The sequence below is a fragment of the Desulfovibrio sp. SGI.169 genome (genome assembly GCF_050313595.1).
Classification (GTDB): domain Bacteria; phylum Desulfobacterota; class Desulfovibrionia; order Desulfovibrionales; family Desulfovibrionaceae; genus Desulfovibrio.
In genome coordinates, this window is record NZ_JBNPLS010000037.1 from 1 (window position 1) to 18,422 (window position 18,422).

The following is an 18,422-nucleotide window of genomic DNA, read 5'->3' on the forward strand; positions in this document are numbered from 1 at the left end:
TTTATTAATAGTGGTGGGGAAAAATGCCGCCTACGAAAAAGGGCTTACGATTTTCATCGTAAGCCATTGATTTTATTGGTTGCGGGGGCAGGATTTGAACCTACGACATTCGGGTTATGAGCCCTTTTTTACAGAATTTAAAAGAGTTAGACGCAGATGGATAGACTTTGATTTATTTTTATTTTCAATAAGTTATCAAAAAATAAGACTTTGCCGCGCATTGACCTGAATGGTTAGAAATTGACGGCATGGTTAGAAATAGGTTAGAAAAATTTTGCCGGTTAAAACCTGCTCCCGCGTATGAACCACAACCCAAGGCAGTTCATGGCTACCCAAAAACGGCGATACCACCCCAAGAAGTGGGCTGGCGTTTATGTATACGAAACGTCAGAAATGTATAATGGCGCGCCTGACCTGTGTTTCTACATCACGTTTAAATCCGGCCGCCGCCTCATTTGGGAAAAGGTAGGCAAAATTTCCGAAGGATACGGGCCGGACGTGGCGGCGGAAATTCGCGCTGATCGAATAAAGGCCATCAGACATGGCGAAGAAGTCAAAACCGCCAAAGAACTCCGCCGCGAACAGGCGGAGAAAGACAAGCCCTTTGCCGAAATTGCGGATGCATATTTTGACATCAAGGGGCCGACCCTCAAAGGGCTGACCACGGATCGCAACCGTTACCTCAAACACCTCAAACCGCTGTTCGGCAAGCGAAGCGTCTCGAAAATCACGCCCCAGATGGTGGAGGAGCTGCGCAAATCCCTGAGCGAACGCAAACCGGCCACTCTCTGGAATACTCTTGAGCTTCTGCGGCGCATCATCAATTTTGGCGTCAAGACCAACCGCTGCCCCAATCTTGCCTTTCAAATCGAAATGCCCGTCAAGGACAATGAGGTTATTGAGCATCTGACGCCGGAAGAAACTCGCCGCTTTCTGGATTGCGCCCGCACATGGCCCGCCCGCGATGTGGGCAATATGCTCTTGCTGGCCTTTTTTACCGGTATGCGGCGCGGGGAGATGTTCAAGCTGCAAGATGAGGACGTGGCCTTTGACCTCAAGCTCATTCGTTTGCGCGATCCCAAGGGCAGAAAAACCCTCTCCATCGGTATGAGTTCTCTGGTGGAAGAACTGTTACAAGAACAAATGGCATGGCGTGACGAACATTTTCCCGGCAGCCCCTATGTTTTCCCCGGCAAAAACGGCGAGATGCGCAAAGACTGCACAGCGGTTGACCGCTTCCGCAAGGCGGCGGGCCTGCCGCCCAAGTTCCGGCCCTTCCACGGGCTGCGGCATCACTTTGCCGTAAGCCTCGCCAACAGCGGCAAATTCAGCATGGACATGATCTCGGAAATGCTGACACACAAGAATGTAGATTTCACCAAAAAGAAGTATGCCCAATTCCTGCCGGAGACCTTGGCCGCTGCCAGCAACGCGGCGGCGGACATCCTCTCCGGCCAACGGTAACTTTTGCGGCTGTTCCGATTATCGTGTACACATAGTGAGGAAAAAGATAGTATTGTAAGGAGCAGGCATGGCATTCACACTTCAAACGCTCAGGGAACAGGCCGCCGCAGGCGAGGACAGCACACGCCAGTTCAAGTCCCGAATCGACAATGCGGATTCTCTGGCTGCGGAAATGGCCGCCTTCGCCAATGCCAACGGCGGCGTAATTTTTATCGGCGTGCAGGATGATGGAACACTGTCCGGCATAACATCCCGAGAATTGCATGATGCGAACCAGTTGATCGGCAACGCCGCCAGCCAGCATGTCCGCAGCCCGCTTGTGGTGCAGACGCAGAACATTCTTCTCGAAAATGGAAATGTGGTTATCGCCCTGACCGTTCCTGCAGGAATGGACAAGCCCTACTTTGACAGGAAAGGCGTCATCTGGCTGAAAGCCGGGGCGGACAAGCGACGTATCAATTCTAAAGAGGAACTGCGCCGCCTTTTTCAGTATACCAGCCAATTCCATGCCGATGAATTGCCCACAAAGGCGGGCATTAACAAACTGGACAAGCTGCTGTTCCGGGATTTTTTGAAAAAGCGGTATGACAGTGACTTCCCGGATACCCACGCAGAACAACTGCGCCTGCTGCAAAATCTGAACCTCGCCGCTGGCGATGGCAATCTCAATCTGGCCGGAGTGCTGCTTTTTGCCGAACAGCCGGAGCTGATTTTTCCGCAGTTCGTGGCAAAAGGCGTCCGCTTTCCGGGAATTGCCGTTCATGCTGACAGCTACGATGACACCGAAGATTTTGAAGGTCCGTTGAGCAGACTTTTCAAGGACGCCCTGGCTTTTGTCATGCGCAACCTGCACAAGGTACAGGGCAAGAATGGCGTCAACTCACCGGGTACGCCGGAAATACCGGAACAGGTTTTTGAGGAACTGCTGGTCAACGCCCTTGTACACAGGGATTATCTTGTCAGCGCGCCCATCCGCATTTTCATTTTTGATGACCGCGTGGAAATCATCAGCCCCGGCACGTTGCCGAACAATCTGACCATAGCCAATATCAAAGCCGGCAATTCCAATATCCGCAACCCCATCCTGATTTCTTACGCCGCCAAGGGGCTTTTGCCCTACCACGGCATCGGCTCCGGCATTCTGCGCGCTCTTAAGGCATGGCCGGATATTGATTTTGAAGACGATCGGGAGAGTTCGCTGTTCAAGGCCATTGTACGCAGAACCCACCGGCCTGCGGAAAACACTGGGGTACTTGCACCAGAACTTGCATCAAAAACACAAAATTTGCACCAGAAACAAGGGCTTTCTGATGCAACTCTGCGCGATATTGCACCGGAAATTGCACCAGAACTTTTTGCGCTCCTTGAGCATATCTCCGCCAATCCGCGCATAACCACAACCGAACTCGCTACTGTTCTAAACGTGAGCCGACGCACGATTCTTTACAGAACAACCATGCTCAAGAAAAAGGGCATCTTGCGCCGCATCGGTCCCAGCAAGGGCGGACAATGGGAGATTCTCCCATGAAGTTTGTTCCCAACGGTTCGATTATCAAATTTCTGCTGATTGCTGTTCTGGGCTGTGGCCTTGCCTTTCTCATGGCATGGCTGACAACCATGTTTACCGTTATTAAAATTACGCAAGGCGTTTCACTTGCAGGAGTAGCGCTGATACTGCTCTGGTGCGTCGTGATCGGCGGGGCCGCTGTTTGGAGCATCTGCGCCTTTTGTGCGCTTTATGTGGGAACATGGCGCAAACATCACGTTGATCACGCAATCCGTCTGAGTGAAGCCATGCTCATGCTGCATGCTTCCACGAACCATGAACAGTTGGAAGCGCTTCGCCATTATCGTATCCGGGTGTTCAAAAGTCATGAAGCAATCCCGGCGGGAGGAAAGCTCGGCGTGGATTGCCGCGAAGTTTCCAACTTTCTTTCTCCCATGCTCTTTGGGTTCAATAAGTTTTTTGCTCTCGGCTCGCCCGAATATTGTTGCGATGCCACACAACTTTCCGCGATTGTGGAGGAAAATCAGACGCGCTGGTGTGGCGAAAGCAGTGTAGCTCCAAGCTGTGATGCCGCAAAACTCAACAGGGAGATTGAAGAGCTGAAAAAGAAATACAAGGAAATGACGGAGAAATATACCAGCGCAGCGGGACGAGAAGGCAAATTAAAAAACGAAATTGAACAAATGGAAGCGCATATACACATTCTTGTCACATTAGCAAATAAGGTTACCAGAGAATTCACCCACCCACTCGCCAAACACGAAATCACGCGCCAATACAAGGAAATTGGCAAGACGTTGGGGGTTGAAAACGCTCCGGGCAATTACATAGAAATTTTTCGCAGGGCAATGCCGAAAGAGTATATCAACCACGGCGGAGCGCCTATTCAAAATCCCTGAAAGGCAAGAAACCTGACCTGCTCAGGTTCGCAACCCTCAACTTGTCCCCGTTATAACATAGTAAAATAACATAAAAATTATCAACCTCCCTTTCTTAGGCCTAAGAAAGGGAAGTTTTGTTTCGCCTTTGCTAACACCCCGTCTGTTCAGCGTTTTCCTCTGGGCATAGGGTGTGTTCTCTCCAGATGCTTCTGGATGGATTCACACACTTCAGCCTGAATACAGGGAGATGCTGATGGCGACCAAAAAATTATCACCACAAGAAGTTGCCGACATGTACGGCGTGAAGACATGCACACTGGCCCGCTGGCGCTGTAAAAAAGTTGGCCCGCGCTACGCCAAGCTCGGCAGCCGTGTCATGTACGACATAGAAGACCTTGAAGACTGGTTTGCGTCACGCTGCGTCCATACCAGAGATTCCGCCCCTCAATTGAGGAAGCGATAATGAGCGCCGACATTCTGCACAGTTTTGCCGAGTGTCTGCGTGCAGCGGGGCTGGAGATCGAGGTCGTGCAGGCCGGCGGCCTCCTGCACCGCTGTGGCACAGCGGACCGGCCCCATCGCAAGGACGGCGCGTACAAGGCGTTTCTGGATACTCCGGCCTCCATCTGGTGGAAAAACTGGCGCACCGGCGATGAAGGTACATGGACATACAAGCCAGAAAAAGAACTGACCGCCGCCGAACGGGATGCCCTGCGTGAACGCATCCGGGCCATCAAAGCGCACAAGGAAACCGAGCAGAACCGCCGCTGGCAGGCCGCCGCCAAACTGGCCGCGAGCATCTGGAACTGTTCCCGAAACGCCGGGGACGACCATCCCTACCTGCAACGGAAGGGAGTCCCGGCCATCGGATTGCGCCGGACAAAAGACGGGCGTCTGATTATCCCTGTTCTGAACCAGTCCGGCAGGATACAAAGTCTGCAATTCATCCTGCCGGAACAAACTGCCGAGGGTACGGACAAGTTCTTTCTCAAGGGAGGACGCACGGCGGGAGGCTTCTTTTCCTTTTCCACCGAAGACAGGAAGAAAGACGGTCCCCTGCTGATTGCCGAGGGGTATGCTACAGCGATCAGTCTTCATCTGGCGACCGGTTATGCATGTCTTGTGGCCTTCAACGCCGGGAATCTGAAAGCCGTGGCCGTCATGGCCAGAGAGAGGTATGCAAAGCGTGAAATCATCCTCTGTGCCGATAACGACACGGAGACACAAGGGAATCCCGGCAAGAAGATGGCCTCTCTGGCGGCTCAGGCCGTGGGCGGCAAGCTGGCCGTCTGCCCGGTTCATGAAGGCAAGGCGACGGACTTCAACGACCTGCACCGGCTGCGTTCTCTTGAGGCTGTCCGGGCCGTTGTGGAAGAAGCGCGAAAGCGGGATGACGACTGCCCCATGCCGGAAGGCTTTTTTCTGGTGAAGGAAGGCAGACGCGCCGGGTTGTACAAGCTGGAGACCAGATCGGACGGAGACAGTCAGGAAATCCGGCTTGGTCCTCCGCTTCTGGTCAAAGGCATGACGCGGGGAGTTGACGGCAACGAATGGGGCCTGATGCTGGAATGGATTGACCCGGATGGCAACAAGCACGCATGGGCCATGCCCGTGGAAATGCTGTTCCGGCAGGGAAACGACTGGTACAGCATACTGGCCTCCGGCGGGTGGTTCGGCAATCCGTCCACCCGGTCGAAGCTGGCGGCATTTCTGTCCACGGTCCGGCCCCTCCGACGGATACGCTGTGTTTTGCGCACGGGCTGGCATGAATCCGTCTACGTGCTTCCCGATACCGTTTACGGCGTAACAGAAGAAGATACCGTGCTGCAATCCTCGCAGCATGGCGGCTTGTACCGTACATCTGGAACGATGGAAGGCTGGCGGGAGATAGCGGAATTGTGCGTCGGCAACTCCCGTCTCAGTTTCGCGTTATGCGCGGCCTTCGCCGGGCCTTTGCTTCGCCCGGCCGGTCTGGAAGGCGGCGGCTTCAGCTTTGAGGGAGGCTCATCCTCCGGTAAGACCACGGCATTGCAGATCGCCGCCTCCGTCTGGGGCGGTCCTGAGCATGTCCGAAGCTGGCGGGCTACGGACAACGGGCTTGAAGGCATCGCCGCCCTGCACAACGACAATGTGCTGATTCTGGATGAAATGGGGCAGGTCAACGGACGTGTTCTTGCCGAATGCGCCTACATGCTGGCCAACGGACAGGGCAAAGGCCGCTCGAACCGTGAAGGCGGAATTCGCCGTTCCCAGAACTGGCGTCTGCTCTTTCTCTCCAGCGGCGAACTGGGGCTTTCCGACAAGCTGGCCGAGAACGGTCTGAAATCCAGAGGCGGACAGGAAGTGCGTTTCGTGGGGCTGCCTGTGGACTCGTCCATGCTCACCAGCCTGCATGGTCTTCCCGATGCCGGAGCCGTGGCCAATCGTATCAAGTTGCTTGCTTCCGAACATTACGGTCATGCGGGGCATGATTTTCTGCAAAAGCTGACGAAGGTCGAAACCCTGAACGCCGTCCGGGCGGAAATCGGCCCGGCAATGGCCGATGCCGTCAGGCATCTTGTCCCCGAAGGCGCTGACGGACAGGTACGACGTGTGGCCATGCGCTTCGCCCTGTGCGGCATGGCCGGAATGCTGGCCCTGCGGCTGGGCATCCTTCCCGAAAAGCTGGACGTATTGAACTGCATCGAAATCTGCTTCCGGGACTGGCTCACGGCAAGAGGCGGAACCGGAGCTTCCGAGGATACCGCCATCCTTTCCACGGTACGGCTGTTCATCGAACGGCACGGCGCAAGCCGCTTTCAGGATTTGGATACGCAAATGTCCACCTGCATCAACCGGGTGGGATTTCAGCGTACTCGCAACGGCACGACCGAGTATCTGATTTTGCCGGAAAGTTTCAAATCCGAAGTTGTCAGTGGCTACTCGGAACGCCGCGCAATCAAAGTCCTTTCCGAGGCGCATTGGCTTCAGACCGAACGTCCGGGACGTTTCAAATCCAGAAGGACTCTTCCAGGCATGGGGCGTCAGGAGTGTTACGTTCTTGTCCTTCCCCAAGAAGAAACTGCTTCATAACCCTTATCCCAAAATACTGTCCCAAGTGTACCAACTGTACCAATACTAATATATTCAGCATGTTATCTTGGGACAGTCGGCAAAATAAAAAATGTCCCACGAAAAACTGTCCCAATTAGCGGCTTGAATTTTGGGACAGTGGGACAGTCCTCAAAAACGTAATTTATCATGTGCCCCCCACACACAACCTATTGAAAAGAAAAGGGATGGGACGCTTGGGACACTTGGGACAGTCGAAAACATAAAGTTTCAGGAGCGGGAGCTATGTCCTATCTCGTACTCCACATGGACAAATTCAAAAAGGAAGCCATACGCGGCATCCAGAGCCACAACCGGCGGGAACGGGAGAGCCACAGCAACCCCGATATTGACTACGACAGGAGCGCGGCGAACTACGAGCTGCACGAAGTCGCCTCATCGAACTATGCCGAGGCCATTCAGAACCGCATTGACGATCTCCTGCTGGTCAAGGCCGTGAGAAAGGACGCCGTGCGCATGTGCGGGCTTATCGTCACCTCGGACAAGGCGTTTTTTGATGGTCTCACGCCGGAGGAAACAAGGCGTTTCTTTGAGGAGAGCAAAGCCTTTCTCACGGAGTTTGTGGGCGCGGAGAATGTCATTTCCGCAATGGTTCACATGGATGAAAAGACGCCGCACATGCACTTCCTTCACGTGCCGGTGACGCCGGACGGGAGGCTCAACGCCAACAAAATCTATACCCGTCAGAGTCTGCGGAAACTGCAAGCCGGGCTTCCCGCCCATCTGCAAAGCCGGGGCTTCGTCATTGAACGCGGCGTGGAACAGACACCCGGTTCCGCGAAAAGGCATCTGGATACCCGCGAGTTCAAGCAGCAACAGGAAGCTTTGGAAAAATTGATTCAGGAATCCGAAGAGACTTCCCGAAATTCACGGCAGCTTATCAACGCATTGGAACAGCGTGAGGAAGAGTTGAGAAAGAGCATTGAAGAGTATGAGCGGCAGGCTGAGGAAGCGGAAAAGGTGCTTCGGGAGGAGACCGAACTACCGAAAGCCTCTTTTCTCAATTATCCGTCCGTGCTGAAAAAAGCCTCTTCCCTCATTGAAGAACTGAAAAAGGCGCTTGCCGTCAAACACCTTGTCCAGACGGAGAAGGAAATCCTGCAACGGGAAGTGGATACCCTTCGCGGAAAACTGACGCGGCTTGAAGCGGGATACACGGCCCACAGAAAACAAAGCCATGAGGAAAAAGAGGAGCTGGAGAATCAGTTGAAGAAAATAAAGAGAATCATGGCAGGCTATCAGGAATTTCTGCGTCTGCCGGAAATCCGGCCGCTCCATATCGAGTTCGTGGAGCGCAAGCGCACCGAACAGCTCCAACGTCAGCTGGAAGAGGAACGGCAGCGGCAGGAGCAGGAAGCGCGGGACAGGGAGCGCCGGCAGGCGCGCTCCGCCCGTGGCATGAGAATGAGGTAAGGCGTCGGAGGGAAATCTTCGCACAGGCCGAAGATATAGCCCACTATGCTTCACTTTGTGAAGCGTGGGCGACCGTCCCGCTCGACCGGAAAGACAAAACGCCAATCCGGGGAGATACCCCGGCGAAACACAGGAGAACACGCCATGACCATTACCGCGACTCAGTTGAAGGAAATCAGACAGGAGTTTGCCGCTCTCAAACCCGCTTCCGTCACATTGGACGGTAATCGAACCATGTCCGTGAAGGAAGCCGTGTTCATCCTTGCCCCAACACTGGAGCGCATGAAGAAGCGCGGCTTCGACACACAGGAGATTGTCGAAAAACTGCATGAAAAAGGAATTGAGGTGAAGGCCCAAACCCTGACCAAATACCTGACCGAAGCCAGACGGCAGCGGGAAGGACGAAAGGTAAAGAAGCAAGACACACCCCCACCGCCTCCGAAACGCGAACAACGCTCCAGCTTCATTACTTCTGATATACCGGATGATGAATTGTGAAGATGGTGCTACCCCGTTCCCGTAGTCCTGGCATGGGGAGGTGAGAGCCTTTGGCCCCTGTTCGGCCCAAGAGGTCACATTGTGCGAACAAGCTTTTTCGTATAGTATCCGGGCACGTCAATTCTTGGTGAATACCCGTACTCCCCCCACCGGACACCTTGTGAACGGAAAAGTCGGATTACACGATACAGTCTAATCTTCCAATTGGGGCAGCAAGCTCATGACAGAGCAACAAATCGAACAAGAGCTGATAAAGCACCTGACTGATCTTAAATATATTTATCGACAGGATATTCACGATCGCGCTTCGTTGGAGGCCAACTTCCGGGAGAAATTTGAAGCTTTGAACCGGGTACGCCTGACAGACGGCGAATTTTCACGCCTGCTGGAACAAATTGTTACCCCAGACGTGTTCAGCGCCGCCCGGCTTTTGCGCGAACGCAACAGCTTTGAACGCGACGACGGCACACCGCTCTTCTACACACTGGTCAATATCAAGGATTGGTGCAAGAACACCTTTGAAGTTGTCAACCAACTCCGCATAAACACAGATTACAGCCACCACCGCTATGACGTCATATTGCTCATCAATGGCGTCCCTGTAGTGCAGATTGAGTTGAAAACACTGGCTATCAGCCCGCGCCGGGCAATGCAGCAAATTGTTGACTACAAAAATGATCCCGGCAACGGCTACGGCAAAACACTGCTCTGTTTTTTGCAATTATTCATTGTCAGCAACATGAGCGACACATGGTATTTTGCCAACAATAACAACCGCCATTTCAGTTTTGATGCGGATGAACGCTTTTTGCCGCTCTATCAGTTTGCCGGAGACGACAACAAAAAAATTACCCAACTTGATCGTTTTGCAGACCGTTTTCTGGCCAAATGCACGCTGGCAGAGATGATCAGCCGTTATATGGTGCTGGTGGCCAGTGAACAAAAGCTCATGGTTATGCGCCCTTATCAGATATATGCCGTCCAGGCCATTGTGGACTGCATTCACCAAAACTGTGGCAACGGCTATATCTGGCACACCACAGGCAGCGGCAAAACGCTGACTTCCTTTAAGGCGTCCACCTTGCTCAAAGACAACCCGGACATAGAAAAATGTCTGTTTGTGGTTGACCGCAAAGACCTTGACCGTCAGACGCGGGAAGAGTTCAATCGCTTTCAGGAAGGCTGTGTCGAGGCTAACACCAACACGGCTGCGCTGGTGCAGCGGCTGCTTTCCGATGATTACGCCGACAAGGTCATCGTCACCACCATTCAGAAACTGGGGCTTGCCCTCGATGCCGGCAATCCCGGCAACTACAAGGAGCGTCTGAAACCGCTGCGTAACAAGCGCATGGTGTTCATTTTTGACGAGTGTCACCGTTCTCAGTTTGGTGATAACCACAAAGCTATCAAAGACTTTTTCCCAAATGCTCAATTGTTCGGCTTCACTGGAACACCTATTTTTGCAGAAAACGCTTCCTATACGCAAATCACAGGGGAGCAAGGTTACTATAAAACTACAGCGGATATTTTTCAGCGTGAGCTACACGCCTATACTATCACTCATGCCATTGAAGATCGCAACGTGCTGCGTTTTCTTGTTGAATACTACAAACCAGAGGACAAAGGCGCCTCCAAGCTCAACGAGTCGATGCGCAAGCGTGCTATTGTGGAAGCTATACTGGATAAACACAATGCTTCAACCGCACAGCGCAAGTTCAATGCGTTGTTTGCCACATCGGGCATCATTCACGCGATAGAGTATTATCAACTTTTCAAAGAGATTCAGGCAGCGCGCACGGCGTCGGACAGCCATTATGAGCCGTTGAACATCGCCTGTGTGTTTTCCCCACCTGCGGAAGGCAACAAGGATGTGCAGCAGATTCAGGAAGACCTGCCACAGGAAAAGCACGATAATGCCGAAGCTCCCGAAGAAAAAAAGGCTGCTCTCAAAACTATTATTGCCGACTATAATGCCAGCTACAACACAAATCACAGCATCAATGAATTTGATCTGTACTATCAGGACATACAAAAGCGCATCAAGGATCAGCAATATCCCAATGAGGACTTGCCTCACGCGCAAAAGATTGACGTCACCATTGTGGTGGATATGCTGCTCACCGGTTTTGATTCCAAATTCCTCAACACCTTGTATGTGGACAAAAATCTCAAACATCATGGCTTGATTCAGGCATTTTCGCGCACTAATCGCGTACTGAACGACACCAAGCCCTATGGCAAGATTCTGGACTTCCACCAGCAGGAAAAGGCCGTTGATGCGGCCATAGCCATGTTTTCCGGCGAAAAATCCGACACCGCCAGAGAAATCTGGCTTGTCGATCCCGCCCCTGCTGTCATTGCCAAATTGGAAAGCGCAGTCACGCAGCTGGATGCCTTTATGCACTCCCAGGGTCTGACGTGTGCCCCGGAAGACGTGAACAATTTAAAGGGTGACGAAGCCCGCTGCCAGTTCATCAATCTGTTCAAAGAGGTCAAGCGCCTGAAGACCCAGCTTGACCAATATACGGATCTCACCCCGGAACACGCTGAAACCATAGAAAAGATTATTCCTGCCGATCAGTTGCAGGGCTTGCAGGGGGTGTACCTGGAAACCGCCCAGCGCCTGAAAGCCCAGCAGGAAAAGAAGGATGGCAAGACCAACCCTACAGATGATGCGATCCAGCAACTGGAATTTGAGTTTGTGCTCTTTTCCTCCGCAGTGATCGACTATGATTATATTATGAAGCTCATTGCCGGATATACGCAGGCGGTGCCGGGTAAGCAGTCCATGACCCGCGACGAACTCATCGGCCTCATCCAGGCTGACGCCAAATTTGTGGACGAGCGCGACGACATTGCCGCCTATATCAAGACGTTGAGCACTGACAAGGGCATGAGCGAGGCCGCCATCCGTGAAGGCTACGAGCGGTTCAAGGTCGAAAAAAATGCTCGCGAGCTGGCGGAAATCGCCGCAAAACACGGTCTTGAAGCGACCTCTCTGCAAGCTTTTGTGGACAGCGTCATGCAGCGCATGATCTTTGACGGTGAGCAACTCGGCGAGCTGCTCGCCCCTCTGGGCTTGGGCTGGAAAGCCCGCACCCAGAAGGAACTGGCCCTGATGGAAGATCTTATCCCCCTGCTGCACAAGCTTGCCAAGGGGCGCGACATTTCGGGGCTGGGAGCCTATGAGTAAGATGAAAATGATGAGTGCAAGAGACAAAAAGAAAGACTATCTGGTGCCGCGTTTGCGCTTTCCTGAGTTTCGAGATACGGGGGAGTGGGGAAAGGTACAACTGTCAAAAATTGCAATTCCTGTTTCCGAGAGAGCAACAGATGGAGATGCTGATGCTGTTTTGACTTTATCAGCAGAGCATGGAGTTGTTACTCAAGGCTCATACTTCGGTAAAAAGATTGCCGGTGATGACGTAACGCGATATATAAAAATTAAAAATAATGATTTTGTGTATAATGATAGAACAACAAAATTTTATAAATATGGAACCATAAAACGACTTTCACGCCATACTTATGGTATAGTTTCCCCAATATATAAATGCTTTCGTTTTAATGATGAAGAAATCCCTGTGTTTTGGGAGTGGTATTTCGAATCAGGAGAGCACGACACACAGCTTCATAACATAGTCAATGAAGGTGCCAAAGCGGGGCGCTTTAATATTTCAATTCAAAAATTTTTATCAATCTTCGTGTATTTTCCTGATAAGTCAGAACAACAACGCATCGCCGACTGCCTTTCCTCTCTTGATGAGCGCATTGCCGCTGAAACCAGTAAGCTTGATAGGCTCAAAGATCATAAAAAGGGTCTGCTCAAACAGCTTTTCCCGGCGGAGGGCGAAACTCTGCCGCAGTTGCGTTTTCCTGAATTTCGGAATGCGGGGGAGTGGGAAAACGTTCAACTGGGCCCACAAACAACAAAAGTGGGAAGTGGCGTCACCCCTAGGGGAGGCGACAGAAACTACATAAAACAAGGAAGGCCATTTATCAGAAGCCAAAATGTGGGATGGGGTGAGTTAATCCTTGATGATATTGTTTTTATCTCAGAAGAAATACATCGCACATTTATCTCAACAGAAATTGAGAAAAACGATATTCTATTAAATATTACCGGTGCATCTATAGGAAGAAGCGCCTTTGCTGACAGCAGAATTGCTGGAGGTAATGTTAATCAACATGTTTGCATAATCCGCACAAAACCAAGCTTGTTGAATAGCCTATTTTTGATGCAGTACATTTTATCAGAATATGGGCAAAAGCAAGTGGACAGTTTTCAAGCAGGGGGCAATAGGCAAGGGCTTAACTTTGCTCAAGTCAAATCCTTCTCGATTCCAACCCCTCCACAATCGACAGTAATGCAGTGTGCTTGTTTGGAACAACAACGCATCGCCGACTGCCTGTCGTCTCTTGATGAACTCATCGCCTCCCAGACCCAAAAAATCGATCTGCTCAAAGACCACAAAAAAGGGCTTATGCAGCAGCTTTTCCCACGCATTGACGAGGTTCTGGCATGAGTAATTCACGAAAAATATGGGAATTTCAATCCCTGCCCAAACTGGTGACGCGTCTTCGAGATGACCTGAATAACGTAAATTATGTATTGCTGTTCGCCTACAACGGCACAGGAAAAACCCGTCTTTCCATGGAATTCAAAAATGCAGGAAAAAAAGACGGCAGCAGCGATACGCTCTATTTCAATGCCTACACCGAGGATCTCTTTTTCTGGGACAATGATCTTGAAAACGATACGGAGCGTTACTTACGTCTTAACACCGCCTCCAGATTTTTTTCCGGCTTTAAAGAGCTGGCGCTGGAAGAAAAAATTTTTTCATATCTCGAACGCTATGCAAATTTTGACTTCAAGATTGACTATGAGCAGTGGTTGATTTCGTTTTCTCGTGGCGAAGAAGAAAATATCAAGATTTCTCGTGGCGAAGAGAATATTTTCATCTGGTGTATTTTCCTTGCCATTTGCGCCCTTGTCATTGAAGGACACGAGTCCTATGCATGGGTGAAATATATCTATATTGATGACCCAATATCATCTCTGGATGATAATAACGCCATTGCTGTGGCCACAGATCTCATCAATACACTAAAAAATCCAGAGAATACAACAAAGTGTATCATTTCCTCCCATCATGGATTGTTTTTTAATGTCCTGTGGAATGAGTTCAGGCGCTCACGTACAAAATATAACACTTATTTCTTTTACCGCACGGCACAAGGTGAAAAGTACTCCCTGCAAAAAACGGATGAAGCGCCCTTCTTCCATCACGTAGCCATGCTCAGCGAGTTGCAGCATGCTGTAGAGAGTAACCACATCTACACGCATCATTTCAATGCGTTGCGCAGTATTATGGAAAAAACAGCCGTCTTCTTTGGCTACAAAGATTTTTCATCGTGCATTCATGGAGTTGATGACGAAGTGCTGTATACGCGCGCCCTCAATCTCTTGAGCCATGGCCAATACTCCATCTATACCCCTCGGGAGATGATGGACGACACCAAAGAGCTTTTTAAAAGTATTTTCACGGCGTTTCTGAGCCGCTACCAATTTGAAATTCCCAAGCTCACCAAAGAAATTGCCAACACCCCTGACTCAAAGGAACAGCCATGACCGAACAAAATCAAAAACAACTGGGCGCTGTCCTTTGGAGCATTGCCGATACCCTGCGCGGCGCCATGGATGCGGACGACTTCCGCGACTATATGCTTGCCTTTCTCTTTTTGCGCTACCTGTCTGACAATTATGAAGTCGCGGCCAAAAAGGAATTGGGAAACGAGTACCCCGATGCCGGCGCACAGCCCGGCGTGACGCCCCTGCGTATCTGGTATGCCGCCAATCAGGATGATGTGCCGGAGTTTGAAAAGCTTATGCGCCGCCGTGTGCATTATGTCATCAAGCCGGAGCATCTCTGGGGCAGTATTGCCGAAATGGCGCGCACGCAGGATGGGGAATTGCTGAATACTCTTCAGGAGGGCTTCAAATATATTGAAAATGAATCCTTCGACAGCACTTTTCAGGGGCTGTTTTCAGAAATCAATCTCACTTCTGAAAAGCTTGGCAAGCGTTACGCCGAACGCAATGAGAAACTTTGCGATATTATTAAGAAAATTGCCGAAGGCTTATCCAGCTTTTCCAGTGAGGGCGATACGCTGGGCGACGCCTATGAATATCTGATCGACAAATTCGCGGCAGGCTCCGGCAAAAAAGCCGGCGAATTCTACACGCCACATGAAATATCCAGCATTTTGGCAGGGATAGTGACGCTGGATAGCCAGGACCCCGGCACCGGCCCCAAAAAGCATCTTGCCAGCGTGCTTGATTTCGCCTGCGGTTCCGGTTCGCTTCTGCTCAATGTACGGAGGCGCATGGGCGCGCAAGGCATAGGCAAGATCTACGGGCAGGAAAAGAACGTCACCACTTATAACCTGGCGCGCATGAACATGCTGCTGCATGGTGTGAAGGACTCGGAATTTGAGATATTCCACGGCGACACTCTGACCAACGACTGGGACATGCTGCGCGAAACCAATCCTGCGAAAAAGCCCTATTTCGATGCCGTGGTGGCCAATCCCCCTTTCAGCTACCGCTGGAATCCCGCTGAGGCACTGGGCGAAGATGTGCGTTTCAAAAATTATGGGCTGGCTCCGAAATCCGCCGCAGACTTCGCCTTTTTGCTGCACGGCTTCCACTACCTGAAGCGGGAAGGGACTATGGCCGTTATCCTGCCGCATGGCGTACTGTTCCGTGGCGGTGCGGAGGAACGCATCCGCCGCAAACTGCTTGAAGACGGCAACATAGACACCATTATCGGCCTGCCCGCCAATCTTTTTTATTCCACGGGCATTCCCGTATGCATTCTTGTGCTCAAAAAATGTAAAAAATCTGATGACGTGCTCTTCATCAATGCCTCCGAGCAATTTGACAAGGGCAAGCGGCAAAACAGACTGTCCACGGACCACATAAAAAAAATTGTAGATACCTATCAGTTCCGCACAGAAGAAGAACGGTATTCCAGATGTGTCGGCATGGAAGAAATTTCCAAAAACGGCTACAATTTGAATATTTCCAGATACGTCAGCACGGCAATGCCGGAAAAGGAAATCGACCTTGCCGATGTTCATAAAAAAATGCTGGAGGTGGATGCGCAAATCAAAGCAGCCACGGAAAAACACAATGCGTTTTTGAAAGAGCTGGGTTTGCCCCTCTTGCCATAGGGAAGCACGTTATCTTTTACGAGGGAATAGCTCATGGCTCAAATCACCAATAAGCGTCTTGGGGAACTGATACAGGCCCTTTTCCGCATTCTTGAAAAGTACCCAGGCGGCATGAAAGCTAGGGATGCCCTGGCGGCGCTGGCTGCTACCGTCACGCTTACAGAATATGAGGCGGGCAGCTATGAAAGCGGGCGACGCTTTGAAAAAATTGTGCGCTTTGCCACTGTAGATACGGTACGCGCGGGCTGGCTCATCAAGAATGACGGCATATGGACGCTGACCGGAGAAGGAGCGAAAGCCCTGAAGCTGTATAAAGATCCATTGGAATTCCACAAGAAAGCCGCACAGATATACCAGTGCTGGCTCAAGGATCATAAAAAGAGCAAGACTGGACTTGATTCGCCCATCGCCGAAGAAAGTGACCTTGAAGACGAAAGCGACAAAAGCGTCAGTGTCTCCTATGAGGAAGCGAAGGAACAAGCACAGGAAAAAATCGACACCTTCCTGCACGCTATGGACGCCTATGCCTTCCAGAGGCTTGTCGCTGAACTGCTTAAAGCCATTGGCTACCACGTGACCTGGATTGCTCCTCCGGGCAAAGACGGCGGCGTGGATATTTCTGGCCTACACCGATCCTCTGGGTACGCAGGGACCGCGCATCAAGGTACAGGTCAAGCAACAGCAAAAAGCCGTCACAGAGCCCGACCTGAAGTCCTTTATGGCAAATATCGGTCAGCATGACAGCGGCATTTTTTTCTGCACTGGCGGATTCACCAAGGATGCCGAGGCGTATGCCCGCAGTCAGGAAAGCAAACGTATCATGCTTGTGGATAGTGCCAAACTTGTCCAGCTCTGGACGGATAATATCCCCCGCCTCAGCGATCAAGCATGGCAAAGATTACCACTGACGCCCATCTATTTTTTGACGCCGGAAGGGTAGGCTCTACAATGGGGAAATGGTTAGGAAAGCAGTTAGGACGTTCCTTGAGGCATCCCCGGCCAGCTGAAACACAGGGAGCAAATTTTCCTTTTCCCACCATGCTCCTCCTACATACGGAATACCGAGCCGCAAACCTCTTCAAGTCCAGTGAGTCCGCATCAATCCACGCCATCCACTATCTCCCACTTTCCCCTTCTGGTTAGAAATAGGTTAGAAAAATGAAAAGGCACTTATGGTTATGATTCCATAAGTGCCTGAATTTCTTGGTTGCGGGGGCAGGATTTGAACCTACGACCTTCGGGTTATGAGCCCGACGAGCTACCGAACTGCTCCACCCCGCGCCATATGGCGACATATCATCGCGAGAAACAAAATAGCCTTTTGTGAGGATACTGTCAAGCACGACCATATATTTTGCCAAGGCTAACATGCCCCAATTTCGACTTGATCTGACAGTAGTCCCTTAGAAAAGAAAAGGAACTCCGTTTTGATGGAAGTGCAAACAACCCATCAACCGGGCGTCATGCCCAAGGAGTTCCCGATGGAAAATTTTAACCAAAGCGCTATCAAACACAAGGCCGGACTTCTCAACCTGGCCGTGGAGCTGGGGAATATCTCCAAGGCCTGCCGTATCATGGGCTTTTCCAGAGATACGTTTTACCGCTATCAGGCCGCTCGTGATGCGAGTGGGGTGGAAGCTCTGCTTGAGCTCAGTCGCAGAAAGCCAAATCTGAAGAATCGAGTGGGAGAACCGACAGAGCAGGCAGTTGTCGATTTCGCCACAGCATTTCCCGCATACGGCAAGTCAGAGCCAGTAACAAACTCCGCAAGCAAGGCATCTTTATCTCTCCGCCTGGCGTCCGCTCTATCTGGTTGCGCCATGGTCTTGCTTCCATGAAGCAGCGTCTGACAGCACTGGAAAAATATCTGCGGCGGATCAAGGTCTGATGTTGACTGAAGCGCAGGTACAGGCTCTGGAGCGTAAAAAGTAGGATGATGAAGTATCTGGTGAAATAGAGAGCATCATCCCGGTCATCTGGGCAGTCAGGACACCTTTTATGTGGGCACTCTCAAAAGTGTGGGGCGTATTTATCAGCAAACCATTGTGGACACCTATTTCAAATGGGCGACAGTCAAACTCTGTACCACCAAGGCATCCATCACTGCGGCTGACCTTTTGAACTACCGGATTTTGCCTTTCTTTGCGTCACAACTTGAGGAGGGGAACGCCCGGCTCAGAAAAAATGAATGGGCGCAAAAACATGGCATCGGCCTGGAACACAGTCGGCCCGGAACACCCACAGATAACGGTTTCGTGGAAAGTTTCAACGGAAGCTTGCGAGATGAATGTCTGAACCAGAATATTTTTGTT

The 18,422-nt window shown here is 51.3% G+C and carries 13 protein-coding genes, 1 tRNA gene and 1 pseudogene; 14 read left to right on the forward strand and 1 reads right to left on the reverse strand.

The genetic code is table 11. The features are described 5' to 3' along the window. The first annotated feature begins 324 nt into the window (after positions 1-324). From ACQRA4_RS12445 to ACQRA4_RS12505, 13 genes are all read left to right on the forward strand, one after another. Positions 325-1,464, forward strand: a complete 1,140-nt coding sequence (locus ACQRA4_RS12445) for a tyrosine-type recombinase/integrase (RefSeq protein ID WP_168935044.1) — start codon at positions 325-327, stop codon at positions 1,462-1,464. 67 nt (positions 1,465-1,531) lie between these two features. Beyond that, positions 1,532-2,992, forward strand: a complete 1,461-nt coding sequence (locus ACQRA4_RS12450) for an RNA-binding domain-containing protein (protein WP_072335620.1) — start codon at positions 1,532-1,534, stop codon at positions 2,990-2,992. Then, on the forward strand, positions 2,989-3,870 hold the full coding sequence (locus tag ACQRA4_RS12455) for a hypothetical protein (RefSeq protein ID WP_297219570.1): 882 nt from the start codon (positions 2,989-2,991) through the stop codon (positions 3,868-3,870). Before ACQRA4_RS12450 ends, ACQRA4_RS12455 begins: the two co-directional genes overlap by 4 nt. A 235-nt stretch (positions 3,871-4,105) precedes the next feature. Continuing rightward, complete coding sequence (locus ACQRA4_RS12460) at positions 4,106-4,315, forward strand: helix-turn-helix transcriptional regulator (protein WP_072335615.1); 210 nt, start codon at positions 4,106-4,108, stop codon at positions 4,313-4,315. After that, the gene (locus ACQRA4_RS12465; RefSeq protein ID WP_427823393.1) at positions 4,315-6,924 is read left to right on the forward strand and encodes a DUF927 domain-containing protein; all 2,610 of its coding nucleotides are present in this window, start codon (positions 4,315-4,317) and stop codon (positions 6,922-6,924) included. The genes ACQRA4_RS12460 and ACQRA4_RS12465 overlap by 1 nt, the downstream gene beginning before the upstream one ends. A gap of 264 nt (positions 6,925-7,188) precedes the next feature. Further along, the gene (gene mobV / locus ACQRA4_RS12470) at positions 7,189-8,376 is read left to right on the forward strand and encodes a MobV family relaxase (protein ID WP_304736784.1); all 1,188 of its coding nucleotides are present in this window, start codon (positions 7,189-7,191) and stop codon (positions 8,374-8,376) included. A 144-nt stretch (positions 8,377-8,520) separates the two neighbouring features. Next, the gene (locus tag ACQRA4_RS12475; RefSeq protein WP_412625917.1) at positions 8,521-8,874 is read left to right on the forward strand and encodes a protein MobC; all 354 of its coding nucleotides are present in this window, start codon (positions 8,521-8,523) and stop codon (positions 8,872-8,874) included. A gap of 220 nt (positions 8,875-9,094) precedes the next feature. Next, positions 9,095-12,067 carry a type I restriction endonuclease subunit R gene (locus tag ACQRA4_RS12480; RefSeq protein ID WP_427823394.1) on the forward strand — a complete coding sequence of 991 codons (2,973 nt, stop codon included), beginning with the start codon at positions 9,095-9,097 and terminating at the stop codon, positions 12,065-12,067. Next, entirely contained in the window at positions 12,060-13,400 is a 1,341-nt protein-coding gene (locus ACQRA4_RS12485; RefSeq protein ID WP_427823395.1) for a restriction endonuclease subunit S, read from the forward strand. Before ACQRA4_RS12480 ends, ACQRA4_RS12485 begins: the two co-directional genes overlap by 8 nt. After that, on the forward strand, positions 13,397-14,506 hold the full coding sequence (locus ACQRA4_RS12490; protein ID WP_427823396.1) for an AAA family ATPase: 1,110 nt from the start codon (positions 13,397-13,399) through the stop codon (positions 14,504-14,506). Before ACQRA4_RS12485 ends, ACQRA4_RS12490 begins: the two co-directional genes overlap by 4 nt. Then, positions 14,503-16,110, forward strand: a complete 1,608-nt coding sequence (locus ACQRA4_RS12495) for a type I restriction-modification system subunit M (protein WP_427823397.1) — start codon at positions 14,503-14,505, stop codon at positions 16,108-16,110. Before ACQRA4_RS12490 ends, ACQRA4_RS12495 begins: the two co-directional genes overlap by 4 nt. Positions 16,111-16,143: 33 nt before the next feature. Continuing rightward, positions 16,144-16,851, forward strand: coding sequence for a restriction endonuclease (locus ACQRA4_RS12500; protein WP_427823398.1), 708 nt, complete (start codon positions 16,144-16,146; stop codon positions 16,849-16,851). Beyond that, on the forward strand, positions 16,769-17,050 hold the full coding sequence (locus ACQRA4_RS12505) for a restriction endonuclease (RefSeq protein ID WP_427823399.1): 282 nt from the start codon (positions 16,769-16,771) through the stop codon (positions 17,048-17,050). The genes ACQRA4_RS12500 and ACQRA4_RS12505 overlap by 83 nt, the downstream gene beginning before the upstream one ends. A 264-nt stretch (positions 17,051-17,314) precedes the next feature. Here ACQRA4_RS12505 and ACQRA4_RS12510 read toward each other — a convergent pair. After that, positions 17,315-17,391 (reverse strand) — tRNA-Met (locus ACQRA4_RS12510). Between the two features lie 200 nt (positions 17,392-17,591). On the opposite strand from ACQRA4_RS12510, the pseudogene ACQRA4_RS12515 reads away from it, so the two are divergent. Next, positions 17,592-18,422 (forward strand): annotated as a pseudogene (locus ACQRA4_RS12515) (helix-turn-helix domain-containing protein); the annotation flags it as partial.

Excerpts from the sequence above, each read along its gene's own strand:
- ACQRA4_RS12445 (WP_168935044.1), top strand. The coding sequence starts at position 325 with ATGGCTACCCAAAAACGGCGATACCACCCCAAGAAGTGGGCTGGCGTT.
- ACQRA4_RS12450 (WP_072335620.1), top strand. The coding sequence starts at position 1,532 with ATGGCATTCACACTTCAAACGCTCAGGGAACAGGCCGCCGCAGGCGAG.
- ACQRA4_RS12455 (WP_297219570.1), top strand. The coding sequence starts at position 2,989 with ATGAAGTTTGTTCCCAACGGTTCGATTATCAAATTTCTGCTGATTGCT.
- ACQRA4_RS12460 (WP_072335615.1), top strand. The coding sequence starts at position 4,106 with ATGGCGACCAAAAAATTATCACCACAAGAAGTTGCCGACATGTACGGC.
- ACQRA4_RS12465 (WP_427823393.1), top strand. The coding sequence starts at position 4,315 with ATGAGCGCCGACATTCTGCACAGTTTTGCCGAGTGTCTGCGTGCAGCG.
- mobV (WP_304736784.1), top strand. The coding sequence starts at position 7,189 with ATGTCCTATCTCGTACTCCACATGGACAAATTCAAAAAGGAAGCCATA.
- ACQRA4_RS12475 (WP_412625917.1), top strand. The coding sequence starts at position 8,521 with ATGACCATTACCGCGACTCAGTTGAAGGAAATCAGACAGGAGTTTGCC.
- ACQRA4_RS12480 (WP_427823394.1), top strand. The coding sequence starts at position 9,095 with ATGACAGAGCAACAAATCGAACAAGAGCTGATAAAGCACCTGACTGAT.
- ACQRA4_RS12485 (WP_427823395.1), top strand. The coding sequence starts at position 12,060 with ATGAGTAAGATGAAAATGATGAGTGCAAGAGACAAAAAGAAAGACTAT.
- ACQRA4_RS12490 (WP_427823396.1), top strand. The coding sequence starts at position 13,397 with ATGAGTAATTCACGAAAAATATGGGAATTTCAATCCCTGCCCAAACTG.
- ACQRA4_RS12495 (WP_427823397.1), top strand. The coding sequence starts at position 14,503 with ATGACCGAACAAAATCAAAAACAACTGGGCGCTGTCCTTTGGAGCATT.
- ACQRA4_RS12500 (WP_427823398.1), top strand. The coding sequence starts at position 16,144 with ATGGCTCAAATCACCAATAAGCGTCTTGGGGAACTGATACAGGCCCTT.